Consider the following 14,460-nt stretch of genomic DNA (forward strand, 5'->3'; position numbering starts at 1 on the left):
ACTAAGGTGCTATAAATATGAGCCAAACTTTAAGCTGTCAACTGCAGAGAAATGATCCATTAAATTATAAAAATCCTTTAAATTTAGAAAATTTATCGACTTATCAAATAACTTCAGTTAATAATAAGAAAGTTTCCATCAATGATAGATAATAAGCACAAGTCGATGGAAACGCTTCATTTACTGCTCATTGAAGAAAATCCTATTGCCTCACGTTTAGTTGAAATCATAATAAGCAAAATTGGATTCCACTTAACTTCAGTAACAAGTGGTGAACAGGCTATAAAAATAATTAAACAAATTCCTTTTGATATCATTATTACCAATATTAGTTTACCAGGTATTTCTGGCATAGAGCTATGTCAACAAATTCGTGCACTAGAGTATAAGCAGCAAAATGAAAACATTCCTTTTATTGGCTTGGCCAACTCTAGCTCAGAGATAGAAAGGCAGGCCTGCTTACAGGCAGGCATGAATGGTATTTTTATTAAACCGCTCGATTTGATGATAATAAGGTCTATTATTGCCAAATTTTTTCCTAAATTCAGTAAACTTTTAAAACAACCAAAGCCGCTAATTAATATTTCGCAGTCTCAATCTGAACCTCAAATATTTAAATTAGTTGATTTTCCAATTTTAGATCCAATAGTAGGTATTAATAATACCGGCGGTGAAAACTTGTTAAGAGAATTAATAATTCTTTTGCAAGAAGAATTAGCCCTCGACAAAGAATCTATCTACGATGCATATAAAAAAAATGACTATAAACGTATCAAAGAGTTAGCTCATAAAATGCGCAGTAGTGCTATTTATTGTGGTGCAATTAAATTACATAAAGCTTGTCAATATACAGAAGATGGTTTAAAGATTAATAATCCAAAGCTACTTGCGCAGTTAAGCTCACAATTACTAGATGTTATTGAAGAAACAAAATTAGCAATAGATAATTATTTAACTATATGAATATATTGCTCAATTAATTTAAATTAATTGAGCAATATATAAATTTTTATGGTGTAGTTACTGTTGTAGAAGTATCAGCTGGCACCGTAGTTGTAGTAGTTGTTGTAGCTGTAGCTGGCTGTATATCAAAAACTGTAGTATCAGCAGCATAGCAATACCATGGCATCGTAGTACCATTAACTGATACATTAATAGTTACCATATCAATATTACCTAAATTAGGTTGGGTACTGCTGTAGCATACTCGATTTGTACCATTAACTGTAACATAGTGATAAGTAGTTGTTGTAGCTGTAGCTGTAGTTGCTACATCTGCTGGTAATGTATATACAACTGCATCACCTGTACCTGATTGTTGTAATACAACAGGTTCACCTGTAATTACGACTCTGTCAGCTGCCGAGGCAGAAAAACTAACGCCTAAAACTAGTAGAGATATAATATTTTTTAACTTTTTCATCATAATTCGCTCCATGAAGTTAACTTGCAAAACCCTTTAAATCTAGTTCTACCCTAAAACTAGTTGATACAGGCGACGTAGAACGTTGGTTTAATTATAGTAGAAAATTAATCAAAAAGTATGCAATTATCTTGTTAAGATACAAGATCTTAATAAAATAGATTTATCTTTAATTGAAAGTCAGCTAGATTATTTACGCTTTTAATAATTAAATGAAAAAGATATTTATGAGGGTAAGATGGCATTCCTGACTTCAGTTCTTAGCTGCTATTGGATGTCTTCAGAAACGTTTTAGGAAACTTACATCTCGTAAAGCTTCGCACCACGCTTACAATCCGACTTCCTAAATAATGGTGTTAGCTGAGCAGAAACTACCATCCTTACTATTAAAAATAGCTCAATTTAATTATGATATCAAATTAAAATACAATTTGTTTAATTTTTATACAAATATTAGGACTATGAGTGAAACCGTTTCTCTTTAAGTTGGTCTCTATTTTAATTAAACTATCTTTACCATATATCTGACAAGAATAAAATCATTAGTAATTCCAAACTAACTGCCCACCAGTATTTCAAATAGAACATAATTTATTGCCTATAATTAAATTAAACGCGTTTTTATAATGAAGTTATGAAAGATAAAACAGCACCTTGGGTTATTGTAGGTGGCGGTCCAGTAGGAGAAATGCAAGCTGTGCTTTTAGGAGCAATTTTTCCTAAGCAAAATATTTATATCATAGACAAAGAAAGAGATGTAAAACGTCAGCACGGGCTTTTAATTTGGCCTGAAACAATTGAGCATATTATCCATCAGCTTGATCAAATTCGTAAGCACTTAGAGCCTAAAGGCCAGGAAATCGATCCAGGTGATAATCATACACGCATTACAAAAATTAATGAAACGATTGATTTTTTAAAGAAAAATTTCTTGCAGAATAGAAATGGTACTTTTATTCCTACACAAGCATTAATTGAAAAATTAAGAAGCCTATCTACGAAACGACCTAATATCCATTATAGATCAGATGAAGTTACTACTTCTCGGTTAAATTTCTCTGAAGATCACGAGATAACTAATCTACTGAAGACGGCAAGTTTAATTTTGGGTGCCGATGGAGCACGCAGCATAATTCGAAAAGATATATTTCTTGATCCTGAGGGCAATGAAAATAAAAAAATTGTGGCTGGCTATATTATTGAAATTAAATTTAAGGCACGCGCAAAGAAATCTTCATTTATAAAAGATCAAATTAATAAAACTGTTTTGCCAACGCTCTTTAGAGGCAACTTCCATGTTTGGATGCAAAGCAAAGATAATTCAACTACTTTGCGTATTTTTATTGATAAAGAAGTCTATGATAAATTAAGAAATAAGCGTGATAACAAAGGTCGAGCTTATGGAACCTTCGCTAACCCTTACCGCCGATTGATTGATTTACCTAAAGAATTTAGAGAGGCTATTGCTGAAGTTATTAGCTCTGTTATTGGTGATCAGAATATTGAGCATGACACTATAAAAATTACGACTTTAGCTTTATCTACCTTTACTGCAAAAAGACTAGTTACGGTAAGAAATGAAACACTTTACGCATTAGTTGGTGACGCAGCTGCAGGTTTAGTATTAGCCCGTGGTTTAAATAATGGATTAGAGTGCAGTATGGAATATGCTGCTGCTATGTATTATTCTTCTTTACACGAAGAAGACTTTGTTAAAAGTTTTTCTCAATATGAAACATTACTACAAGACCATATTCTATTAATTGATTCATATTGTAAATATTTGATTCAACAGCTCTTACCCCCTAATGAAAATAGCAATTCTCCTGTACCTACTTCTATTTCAGGCGCAGAATCGCCTAATGCTCCTAACCGCTTCCCGGAAGCAACACCTAAAGCAGAACAACTTGCAGACTCTACGGCATCTAGCAACCTGCCTCTTTTTAATACCGATCAACCTATAGATCCTGATCTAGCCAATCTAATAAAAAAGATTCGGGACAAGTATTTATATATCTTCAATCAGATTACAGATCACCCAGCAAGGAACAAACAAAAACATTACGATATGGTTACAAGATTAGCTAAAGAGTTTGAGGACTTTGTAAATAACTTACTTCCAAATACTTTAACTGAGGAGAAATGGAAAAAGATATTATTTGAAAAATTAATCAACAATACCTCACTTTTAGGAAAACCGAAAAGTGAATTCCATATTGCTGAAGAAAATAGCCAAACAATTACTGAAAAAAACTTAAATGCTATCAGACAAAATACTAGTTATTTAGGATTATATAATAGCCTATTGGGTTGCTTTTCAGTCTTTAAGCCGAAGTCTTCTACAAAGGCAAAACAGCTTACAAGAGATGAGTCATCTCAGCCACTCACCATTTCAGAAATTGAAGAAAAGATGAGTATCTATAAAAATTTATTGAAAGATAATGAATCACTTTACATCCAGACATTTTCTGTAGAATGGTATTATCTCAGCCAAAGAGTTTATGTAGAATTGGATAAATTAATTTCAAGTTTACTTAAAGATAGTACTACCAGACATGGTGTGTATCTTGACTATTTAACGCAACTAGATTTAATAATTGAATTCCTTTCTTCTAATTTAGAAGATGATTTAGAGAATAAAATATCTTCTTTTAGTCAAGGTATCGTAAATCCAGCAATTCCCTATAAGGACACTATACCTAGTGAATATTTAAAATTGCTCTTTAAGTTCGTAGATGAAACATATGATTCTGCTTATAAACAAAAAATTTTTTCGATATCCTACTAAAAGTAAGTTAAGTAAAAAAAGTAGTTCTTAATACTATTTAATAGCATCAAATGCCAAAATAGGAATCTTCTATGGTCATTAATATACATATTTTTATTAACTCAATTTTACTTTCCTTTATTAAGGAGAATATATACTCAAAGCTACACTTAGTTAATTACATAACTTAATTAATTTTTAAATTTCTATATCATGAGCCAGCCGGCGCCGATTGGCCCGAAAATAAGTTAAAGGTGAATGCGCTAATAAGTCAGATAACTTCTCCATATAAATACAAGCAAACCGATCAACCTGATAAGCAAAATAACTTTCCTCAGCCCCTGCTCTAAAAATACGACCCCAACGAGGATTATAAAAAGCTTGTTGTTCTTTGAGCAACGCTGTTATATGTGTATCAATTCTAGCAATTTGCTGCTGCCAATTATTAATTTCTTCTTGATAAATCTGAGTATCTTCATCAATACTTTTTGTGTATAAATCAATATATTTTTGCTCAAATTCTTTTTTAGTTTCCATTGCAGTAATAATTTGTTTCTCAACCGGTAAAGCACGCTTTTGTGAAGCTATTTCTTCACTTAGCTCTTCAACAACGAGCGCTGTTCGCCAATTACAATCTTTCTTTAATCGGAGAATATCCCCATAGATATGGTCACCGATATATAAAATTTCATCACCTTTAACTTGTAAGTCTTCTGTAAACTTACGAGCACAACCACCTTGATAGATCCCAGGTTTTATTGCACCATGAAAATTGGTCATAGTGCCATCCACAGGATTTACTGCAAGAAAGCGTGGATTATCATAGAAAAAACGTGGTTTACCAGCTAAGGTAATGACATATTCAAATAAATCGCGCCAATCTTCATTAGGCTCTAAAAAAGGATTAATAGCATATTCTAATAATAACTTCGTATAACTATATTCAGAATTAGTAAGAATAAATATTCGTTTTCCATAACGTTTTAATCGCTTTAATCCTTCAACAACTGCCTTTTCTTTAAGAACATAGTCATCAAGATGCTCACTAATATAATTTTTAATACTACCATCTGCATGCGCTTTATCAACACTACTTAATACATCTAAAGCAATTTTGTTATAAGTTGGTAACTCATTGGGATACTCATCTTTATAATCAATCAACTGACTGTATAAAACACAAAAAGCAATTGAAAATGAGGTATCAATAGCCATGTAATTAGGATCTTTTAAATCAACATAAATACTTTGATAAATCTTTTTTTGTTCAGGATAACTAATAAGCTTAGTACCATGATAACTTTGTCGAATGGCACCATATCGACTTAATTTTAAAATATTACCATTACGGCTATCGACAATCAGGCCACGAATTGCATCATCAAAATTAAACTGAAATTCGCGAATTTTAACTGGGTAATTTCTATCTTGAATAAGTTTTTCAATAACAATTTTGTAAACAAGTGTTTCAAAATTCTTAGTATTATAGCGTATAAGCGTATGATCCATATCTAAGCCTATGAGCTTAATTTTTTTCATATTTAAAATACGATTTACAAAAACTTTTTGATCCATAACTTTTCCTTTTCTTTAATACTATTAACTACCAGCTTACGTTAGAACCATATTTTTTTTGTAAATAATGAGCTAGAGCACGTATAGCCATTGCTTCTCCGCCTTCAGGTTTCCCTGGTTTACTACTTATATTCCAAGCCATAATATCAAAATGAGCCCAAGTAGCTGTAGTTGGTACAAATCGTTTCAAAAATAAAGCAGCTGTTATAGCGCCAGCATAAGGGGTATTTCCACAATTTGATAAGTCGGCGATACTTGAATCTAATAAAGAGTTATAATTTTCAAATAGTGGTAATTGCCAAATTGGGTCTTCTACTTCCATCGCTGCCTTTATTAATTCTTGTGCCAAACTTTCATTATTTGCAAACATTGCTGCAATTTCTGTACCTACCGCAACTCGAGCAGCACCTGTTAAGGTTGCAAAATCAATAATAAGCTCTGGATTAAACTCTGCGGCTTTTACTAACGCATCAGCCAAAATTAATCGACCCTCTGCATCAGTATTATCTACTTCTACAGTTAGCTTATTACGCATCGTTATAATATCACCTGGCCGAAATGCTTGCGGTCCAATCGAATTTTCAACAGCGGGTATGAGCACTTGTAAATGAACTGGTAATTGGCAAGCCATAATCCATTGTGCTAATCCTAAAGCGTGGGCCGCACCACCCATATCTTTCTTCATTAAACGCATGCCTGCTGATGGTTTAATATCAAGACCACCGCTATCAAAGCAAACGCCTTTACCAATCAAACAAATAGCAGGATGTTTAGGAGACCCCCACGTAAAGGAAACGAGTCTTGGTTTATTTTCTGACGCTTTACCCACTGTATAAATTGCCGGAAAGTTATTTTCTATTAATTCCTTATCAACCCATTGCTTAAAATTAGCCTGATATTGCTCGGCAAGATTTTGTGTAACCTGAGCAAGTTCTGCCGGCCCCAAATCATTAGTAGGCTTATTAATTAAATTCCGAATAAAAAAGATACTGTCCACTTGTCTCTTAATTTGAAGTAATTCTTCTTCTGAAACAATTAATCGTCGAGCAACTATGTCAGATGCTTGTTTATATTCAGTAAACTGGTATTGCGCTAAACCCCAAAAAATTAATGCCACTTGTGATAGCGCTTGGTCTGGCTTATATGAGCCCGCTGGAAGACGGGTAACCACATGCGCTATTGCTGAAAAAGTATCACGTTGCTCTCCTGCTCCTATATAGGCTTTTGCTAACGAGCCATCTTGATGGCTTACTAAACAGATATCCCCTAACCGTCCTTTAAATTGTTGCGAATTAAATAAATTACGTTCATAGTCAGTTAAATTAATTATATCTTTATTCCAGTATTCTTGCGTAATTAAAATTAGAGGACACGCCTGCTCGTCAGCGCATTGATAAAATAGTTCACTATTCATAGCTACTCCTTATTAAATCCGCGAAATTGTGCCACTCGCATACCAGAAAAATATAAAATTAGAAAATAAATAACTATGCTCACACTAACATGAAAAAAAAGTTTACCTAGCCTTAACCAAGGAGTAAGTGATAGCCAGTCAAATGTTGTGCCTGACATAAAATATAAATATAAAGCAATAACACTATTAGCTAGTATTAATTGCAAACAAAAAAATAACCACCCTGCTTTTGGTTTATATATTTTACGACGCCGAAGCAGGAATAACAAAATGCCACTATTAACATAGCCTGCTAAAGCAGAAGCCAAAGCTAAACCTGCATGGGCTAAAGGCCAAATGAGCAATGCACATAAAATACTATTCACTACCATAGCAATAGCGCCTACTTTAACAGGCGTTTTAATATTTTGTTTAGCATAAAAACCTGAGGCTAGTACCTTAACCATCATAAAGGCAGGAATACCGGACGCAAGTGCTATTAAGCTTTTTTGTGTTTGTATTAGATCAATATTTGTAAATTTGCCATAAGCAAAACAACTTGCTATCAATGGCATAGAGAAAAAGATAAGGCCAATGCTAGCAGGAATACCAATTAATAATATAGTCTTTAATCCCCAGTCAATTGCCAATGAAAAGTGAATATTATTTTCCTCAGCATGACGACGCGATAGGTGAGGTAAAATCACTGTAGCAATAGCCACACCAAAGACCCCTAAAGGAAAATCCGTTAACCTATCTGTATAGTATAACCAGGAAACACTACCTACTTTTAAAAAAGAAGCGAATATGGAATCGATAATTAAATTTAGTTGAGCAATAGAAACCCCAAATAAAGCAGGAAGCATTAATCGCATAACCCGTTTAACGCCTTCATCAGCGTAAGCCCGTGTTGGCCTTATTAATAATTGACGTCGATGTAAGAAAGGTAATTGAAATAAAAATTGCACAACCCCAGCAAACAAGACTCCCCAGGCTAAGGCCATTATTGGGGGATGACAATAATTTACTAAGAATAACGCTGATAAGATTAAAGATAAATTTAAAAATACCGGCGTAATAGCAGGCACAACAAAATGTCCATAAGTATTTAAAATAGCACCCGCCATGGCAGTCAGCGAAACAAGCATTAAATACGGAAAAGTAATTCTTAACATTTCTGTGGCCAATAATGTTCGACTACTATATTCACCGAAACCTGGGGCAAAAATAAAAATAATGACTGGCGTTGCAATAATGCCTAGCAATGTAACTAAAGTCAGTATAGAACTTAATCGACCCGCAACGCGCGCAATAAATGTGCGTACATCTTCATGTGATTGCGTTTGCTGATATTCAGCCAGAACAGGCACAAATGCTTGTGAAAAAGCGCCCTCTGCAAAAAGTCGACGCATAAAATTAGGTATTCTAAAGGCAACTAGAAAAGCATCCATGCCTGCTTGAGCACCAAATAAATGAGCCAATAACATATCTCGTACAAATCCTGTCATCCTTGATAAAAAAGTCATAAGGGAAACAAGTGTACTTGAACGTAGCAGGCTTTGTCGTTTCGGGACCATAGTTTCGATTGTAGACATAAATTTTAGAAATTATAAAAAAGTCTTATCATATAATGTTAATGTAGAGTTTTGCGACAATTAAATAAATTTCGTTAATATTTTTGCATACCAGTTTAATTAACTTATTGAAAATAAATTAAAATAAGATTATTACATTTAATTACTATAAATTCGATATAAAGATATAAGATTAATTTTATGTCTAGTTTTTGTCTACCAAAATAGACTTTAATAAAAACACCCTATCATAATAGGCAGCTTTCTTAAGGACGTTTACAGTTTAGGCAATTAGATTGTAGAGTATAGGCTTATCTTATGACAAAAAATCAGTATAAATTAATAGGCTTAATTGCTTTAGGCGGCACATTAGAATTTTATGATTTTACAATTTACGCTTTATTTGCGCCTTATCTTAGTCAACATTTCTTTGCCAATACTAATCAATTTATTACCTTAATTAATACATTTGCCGTTTTCGCACTAGGTTATTTAGCTCGTCCTTTAGGCGGCATTATTTTTGGCCATCTAGGCGATAAATTTGGACGTAAATCAGCCTTTTCATTATCAGTGTTTATAATGGCGATTGCGACTTTACTTATTGGGTGTTTACCTACTTACCAATCTATCGGTATGGCGGCACCTATTTTTTTAATTATATTAAGATTATTACAAGGCTTTTCAGTAGGCGGGGAAATTCCTGGCGCTGCTATATTTAGCAGTGAACATATGCCAACTAATCAAAAAGGTGGGGCCATTGGCTTTGTATTTATGTGTATTACTCTAGGAAATACTATTGGTGCTGGAGTTGGCTTAATTTTAACTACATTTTTAACCCCCCAGCAAATGCTATTGTGGGGATGGCGTATCCCTTTTATCTTAGGGTTTATAGTAGGTATTATTAGCTATAAGGTTAGAAATAAAACGCTAGAAACACCTACCTTTCTAGCAATATTAAAAGAAAATAACATACATCGTCTTCCATTGTTAGGGGTTCTCCAACTATCGCGGGTTAAATTATTCAGCGCTTTTTTATTAACAGCAGTGCCAGCAAGTATTATTTCTTTTTTTCTCTATTTACCTACCTATCTTATTAATAATATTAATATTCAGGTTTCACATACCTATGTCATTAACTTTTTTGCTTTCTTAAGTCTAGGTTTAATGACTTTTTTCTCTGGCCGCGTCTCAGATTATATAAATAGAACAAGGCTGTTAATAATCAGTACAATACTCTTGATTGTTTTTAGCTATCCACTCTTTTATGGCTTAAAGCTGTATGGCGACACCTTTTTATGGCTATTTATTTTAGGTCTAGCAGCTCTTGGCGGCATGGCAAATGGCAGCTACATCATTTTACTTCTTGAATTATTTCCAGCAAATATTCGTTATTCTGCAGTAGGCTTTAGCTATGGTCTAGGTATTGCAGTATTTGGTGGCATAGGCCCCCTGGCATTTACTTGGCTAATTCGCTACTTAGGAATATTAGAAGCGCCTGCGTTTTATATATTAAGTTGCGCAATTCTGACCTTATTTGCCGGTTTAGTAAATGTTTCTACAAGTAAATTCACAAAGTATGCAAATAAGCCCTTAATTAAAAAACATCCCATACACATAGAGTCTTAAAGCATTTATTTAGTGTATATATATTGACAAAAATAGAGTGATTAGGCATGATTGGCACTTTTGTGACACCTGAATGAGTGGAGATTTTTAAGTGGCAAATATTAAATCAGCAATCAAGCGTGCTCGTCAGAACGTAAAACTTCGCAAGCATAATGCTAGTGCACGTTCTATGTATCGTACTTATATAAAAAACGTTATTAAAGCCGTTGAAGCTGGTGATCAAGAAGCAGCACGTGCAGCTTATGCTAAAGCCCAACCTGTTATTGATAAAGCAACAGGCAAAGGATTAATTCATAAAAATAAAGCTGCAAGGATTAAAAGCCGTTTAAGCGCTCGTGTTAAAGCGATGGCTTCTTAAGTTTAATTCATAACATCGTTAATTTTAAAATATCTTCCATCCCGCTTAATTAAATAAGATCCGAGCCATCTGCTTCGGATCTTACTATTGGCTGGCCTAAAAAGTTATTTTCACTTGCTTGCTGATTAAGTTGCTCATAAACGCGCTTAGCTGGCATATAATGAGGGAATTGTTTTATTAACTGATTTAAAATCATTCTTGATGAAGCCTCATCTCCACGATTCCATTCGTTAATAGCATCCATATACATTAAATCTGCAGTCTGCCCTGCAAATACGGGAACCTGATTTAAATTAATAGGTTCAATATAACTGAAACGTTGTTCTTTTAAGGCACCCATCCAATGCACCATCTTACGAGCCTGCCAACTGCCATTATCACTAGCAAGCTTTAATAATTCTTTACCTTGTTCTGGTTGCCGCTCACCTAAAGAGCCATCAAGATAAAGAAGAGCTAATTGATATTGAGCATAGGCATTATTATTATTAGCTAATTCCTTATAAATAGATGCAGCATGTTGAGGGTCTTTATTAACACCTAGGCCATGTTGATACATGCGTGCTAGCGCTAATTTAGCTTTTGCATTACCTAAATTAGCGGCTTGTTGGTAAAAGTTTATAGCTTCTTGAAAACTCAGCTTCGTTGATACACCTGTTTCAGACAATAATCCAAGCTCATAAAGAGCGCTGCTATCGTCTGCTTGAGCGGCTTTTTTATACCAGCTCAGAGCTTGCTGCTCATCACGCTTGCCTAAGTCACCACGTAGATAAATACCCGCTAACTGATTCATTGCTTTTGCATAACCTTGCTCGGCAGCACGTGTATAAAGCTCTTGAGCTTTAGAGTAATCAACGTTTATAGCTTTACCCATTTCATAGATTAAAGCTAAATTATATTGAGCAATCTTATCTTGTTTGTTAGCTGCAAATGAGTAACTATTAAACGCATTCTGATAATCATTATCTACCGTTTCATAAATAAAACCTAGTGCTACTGCGGCAGGCGTATAACTATCTTGGGCTTCCCTATACCATTTTTTAGCTAAATCATAATTAGGTAATTTATCAACACGTCCTAATTGATAAAATTGGCCAAGCAGATACTGGGCAACAGGTTGATCTTGTTCAGCTGCTAATTGATACCAATAAAAAGCCTGCTCTTTATTTTCTTCCCCTCCTAACCCTTTATCATAAAGAAAAGCAAGTTTAAGCTCAGCCTCTTTATCCCCTTTATTAGCAAAATCCTGATAAATTTCTTTTGCCTGCTTCATATTATCTGGATTATTAGCCATTAGCATATAGTAATCGGCTAATAATATACCTGCCTTGCTATTACCTAATTGCCGTGCTTTATCAAGTTCTGGCAAGAAATCTTCCTTTAATTGGTGCTGTAGAATAGCTAAATTAAAGTTTGCATAAGAAAATCCTGCTTGTGCTGATTGCTGTAATAACTCTTTTGCTTTTGCAACATTTTTACTAAGGCCTTTTCCATTGCTATAGTAGGTACCTAAAATAAAGTCATGTGCTGGGTTATTAGAGGTTTGTTCATACCAATACATTGCTTCTACAGGGTCAGCAGCTACAGCAATGCCTCTCTCATACATTAAACCTAACAAGATTGCTGCAGTCGAATTGCCTTTTTGCGCTTCGTTTTTTGCAACATTGAATGCTTCTTTTTGTTTTACAGGATTAGCATCCATAGCGTTATAAAACGCTAGAGGTAATTGCGCTTCAATAACGCCCGCATTAACTGCACCTTGATACAAATTCTTAATAAGAGTCACTCTAGCTTGTTTAGCATTTTTACTAAGCGCATTATTACTATCTTTACTTAAAAAAGAGGCCAATTGATATTGGGCAGGGCCAAAACTATTGGAAGAAGCAATTGAAAGTAAAGCAAGTGTTTGCTCATGGTCTGGCTTAACAACTAACGTACCATCAGAAGCCACTAGCCCTTGCTCATAAATATTGGCTAAAACATATTGGGCATTAGGATTACCTTTAAAAGCGGCATCTGTAATCCACTGGACCCCCTTTTGATAATTAACAGGCTCCGTTTTTCCTTCTAAATATAAAAGACCTAAATTATATTCAGCTCGTAAATCCTGCTGCAGAGCTGCTAACTGAAAATAGGTAATTGCTTGAGGAATATTTTTAGCTACCCCAATCCCATATTGATAAAGCTGCCCTAATTCATATTGAGCACCTGGATCACCTAATATCGCTTGACTATATAATTGATTTAATACAGATTGTAAGTTGGCTTTATTTTGCCAGCCTGCAAGCTTTTCTTCTAAATAATCAAAGGGCTTAATTTCATTGCTAATTGGGTAAGTTGTACTTAACTTAACAAATGAATCAGGCTCATGCTTTAAAACTAAATACTGATCACGAAGTATACTTTCTATTCCTTTTGAATAAGGATAGCGTGGATAAGCCCAAGATGTATTATTAGCTACTGATGTTAAAGTAGGCGCTATAACATCAAAATAATCACTAATTGATATGTCCGCTGGCTCGACCATTACAAACTGCGGTTTATATAAATCTTGCCGCGTTATTTTATCTACATGTGGCGCTGGATTATAATTATTTTCTTTTAAAGCCGCTGGATTTTTCCATGCAGTATAGATTCCACTTAACTGATATTCTTTACCAAAACTTTCGCTCTTATCCTCACTTAACCATTTAGCAACGGCAATATTTGCTGCCAAAGAGGCTGGTTTTTCCTTAATTTTCTTTTTCGCTTCCTGTTCCCAATAATTAGCTAGCTCTAAATTAGCCGTTATACCTTTACCATCCTTATAAAGTTTAGCAACTGCTTTTTGAGCTTCTTTTGAGCCATTTTGGGCAGCCTTAAGTGTCCAATTAAAGCCTAATTTTTCATCATACAGAGGGCTTTTTTTATCAAGATAAAGTTCAGCAAGCGTAGTTTGAGCTTTGATATTTTGCTTTTCCGCAGCTTTGGTTAGCCACTCTTTAGCTTTAGCGCTATCTCCTTCCTTACGCGCTATTTCCCCATAAATAAACATTGCGGGCGGATAGTTTTCCTGGGCTGATTTTTCAACAAAACTTTTAGCTTTAGCCAAATCTTTGGTAACACCTTGTCCATTAACATATAGTTCAGCCAGTTTTATTTGCGCATTAAAATTTCCTTGAGCTGCTGCTTTAGTAAGCCAAATAACTCCCATCTTCTTATTTTGCGCTTGACGACTTTCTAAAAAATGCTCTGCTAAAGTATATTGAGCAATAGCGTTCCCATTTTTAGCTGCAGTAATATAATAATGTTTAGCAGCTTCGGGATTCTTTTTTACACCATAGCCATATAAATAAGCTGCTGCACAATACATATTAGCTGCAGTATCATTTGCCTCTGCTGCTTTTTTAAACCATTTAAATGCTTCTTCTGGATCCGCTTTATTTAAGGAATAATTAGCTAATAGGCGTTGCGCGGGTAAAAAACCTTTATTAGCCGATTCCATAAAATAACGTAAAGCTAGGGTGTCATTTCTTAATTCCCCATAACCATAAAGACGCATTAAACCAAGGTAGTAATTAGCTACCGGATCTGTAGACGCTAAGCCTGGTAGGGTTTTCGCTGCAAGCGTATAATTACCTTGTCGATAAGCCTCTAAACCATCAGCAGCATTGACCAATTGGCTTGAAGCTGTAGCAACTAAGCAAAACCATGGTAGCAATGATTTCATGGTAATCTTCCTTTTAATTTAATTAATACTTACCTTTA

The 14,460-nt window shown here is 34.4% G+C and carries 10 protein-coding genes; 5 read left to right on the plus strand and 5 right to left on the minus strand.

What is annotated here, in order from left to right; genetic code table 11:
• Positions 1 to 17: 17 nt before the first annotated feature.
• Together DYH30_RS18570 and DYH30_RS10305 are read left to right on the plus strand one after the other, a co-directional pair.
• Entirely contained in the window at positions 18 to 152 is a 135-nt protein-coding gene (locus tag DYH30_RS18570) for a hypothetical protein (RefSeq protein ID WP_278043115.1), read from the plus strand.
• Positions 142 to 963: a response regulator gene (locus tag DYH30_RS10305; protein ID WP_115331579.1), complete on the plus strand. Its 822-nt coding sequence runs from the start codon at positions 142 to 144 to the stop codon at positions 961 to 963. Before DYH30_RS18570 ends, DYH30_RS10305 begins: the two co-directional genes overlap by 11 nt.
• 46 nt (positions 964 to 1,009) lie before the next feature.
• Here DYH30_RS10305 and DYH30_RS10310 read toward each other — a convergent pair whose 3' ends face one another.
• Complete coding sequence (locus DYH30_RS10310; RefSeq protein WP_115331580.1) at positions 1,010 to 1,426, minus strand: hypothetical protein; 417 nt, start codon at positions 1,424 to 1,426, stop codon at positions 1,010 to 1,012.
• A gap of 631 nt (positions 1,427 to 2,057) precedes the next feature.
• On the opposite strand from DYH30_RS10310, the gene DYH30_RS10315 reads away from it, so the two are divergent.
• Entirely contained in the window at positions 2,058 to 4,211 is a 2,154-nt protein-coding gene (locus DYH30_RS10315; protein WP_115331581.1) for an FAD-dependent oxidoreductase, read from the plus strand.
• Positions 4,212 to 4,388: 177 nt separating this feature from the next.
• Here the strand turns inward: DYH30_RS10315 and DYH30_RS10320 are convergent, their stop codons facing one another.
• The 3 genes from DYH30_RS10320 to murJ are packed head-to-tail and all read right to left on the minus strand — an operon-like array spanning position 4,389 to position 8,753.
• Positions 4,389 to 5,765, minus strand: coding sequence for an HAD-IG family 5'-nucleotidase (locus DYH30_RS10320; RefSeq protein WP_115331582.1), 1,377 nt, complete (start codon positions 5,763 to 5,765; stop codon positions 4,389 to 4,391).
• A 28-nt stretch (positions 5,766 to 5,793) separates the two neighbouring features.
• On the minus strand, positions 5,794 to 7,179 hold the full coding sequence (locus tag DYH30_RS10325; RefSeq protein WP_115331583.1) for a leucyl aminopeptidase family protein: 1,386 nt from the start codon (positions 7,177 to 7,179) through the stop codon (positions 5,794 to 5,796).
• Positions 7,180 to 7,181: 2 nt separating this feature from the next.
• Positions 7,182 to 8,753 (minus strand): murein biosynthesis integral membrane protein MurJ, encoded by a 1,572-nt coding sequence (gene murJ, locus DYH30_RS10330; RefSeq protein WP_115331584.1) that lies wholly within the window; start codon positions 8,751 to 8,753, stop codon positions 7,182 to 7,184.
• A 297-nt stretch (positions 8,754 to 9,050) separates the two neighbouring features.
• On the opposite strand from murJ, the gene DYH30_RS10335 reads away from it, so the two are divergent.
• Positions 9,051 to 10,358 carry an MFS transporter gene (locus DYH30_RS10335; RefSeq protein WP_115331585.1) on the plus strand — a complete coding sequence of 436 codons (1,308 nt, stop codon included), beginning with the start codon at positions 9,051 to 9,053 and terminating at the stop codon, positions 10,356 to 10,358.
• A gap of 91 nt (positions 10,359 to 10,449) precedes the next feature.
• Positions 10,450 to 10,716 carry a 30S ribosomal protein S20 gene (rpsT, locus tag DYH30_RS10340; RefSeq protein ID WP_115331586.1) on the plus strand — a complete coding sequence of 89 codons (267 nt, stop codon included), beginning with the start codon at positions 10,450 to 10,452 and terminating at the stop codon, positions 10,714 to 10,716.
• Between the two features lie 49 nt (positions 10,717 to 10,765).
• On the opposite strand, the gene DYH30_RS10345 is transcribed toward rpsT, so the two are convergent.
• The gene (locus DYH30_RS10345) at positions 10,766 to 14,422 is read right to left on the minus strand and encodes a tetratricopeptide repeat protein (RefSeq protein ID WP_115331587.1); all 3,657 of its coding nucleotides are present in this window, start codon (positions 14,420 to 14,422) and stop codon (positions 10,766 to 10,768) included.
• Between the last annotated feature and the right edge of the window lie 38 nt (positions 14,423 to 14,460).

Source organism: Legionella busanensis (assembly GCF_900461525.1).
Taxonomy (GTDB): domain Bacteria; phylum Pseudomonadota; class Gammaproteobacteria; order Legionellales; family Legionellaceae; genus Legionella_C; species Legionella_C busanensis.

What these genes read in the sequence shown, in the direction of transcription:
- DYH30_RS10315 (WP_115331581.1), top strand. Translation starts at nt 2,058, where the DNA reads ATGAAAGATAAAACAGCACCTTGGGTTATTGTAGGTGGCGGTCCAGTA.
- DYH30_RS10345 (WP_115331587.1), bottom strand. Translation starts at nt 14,422, where the DNA reads ATGAAATCATTGCTACCATGGTTTTGCTTAGTTGCTACAGCTTCAAGC.
- DYH30_RS10325 (WP_115331583.1), bottom strand. Translation starts at nt 7,179, where the DNA reads ATGAATAGTGAACTATTTTATCAATGCGCTGACGAGCAGGCGTGTCCT.
- DYH30_RS10310 (WP_115331580.1), bottom strand. Translation starts at nt 1,426, where the DNA reads ATGATGAAAAAGTTAAAAAATATTATATCTCTACTAGTTTTAGGCGTT.
- DYH30_RS10335 (WP_115331585.1), top strand. Translation starts at nt 9,051, where the DNA reads ATGACAAAAAATCAGTATAAATTAATAGGCTTAATTGCTTTAGGCGGC.
- DYH30_RS10320 (WP_115331582.1), bottom strand. Translation starts at nt 5,765, where the DNA reads ATGGATCAAAAAGTTTTTGTAAATCGTATTTTAAATATGAAAAAAATT.
- murJ (WP_115331584.1), bottom strand. Translation starts at nt 8,753, where the DNA reads ATGTCTACAATCGAAACTATGGTCCCGAAACGACAAAGCCTGCTACGT.
- DYH30_RS18570 (WP_278043115.1), top strand. Translation starts at nt 18, where the DNA reads ATGAGCCAAACTTTAAGCTGTCAACTGCAGAGAAATGATCCATTAAAT.
- DYH30_RS10305 (WP_115331579.1), top strand. Translation starts at nt 142, where the DNA reads ATGATAGATAATAAGCACAAGTCGATGGAAACGCTTCATTTACTGCTC.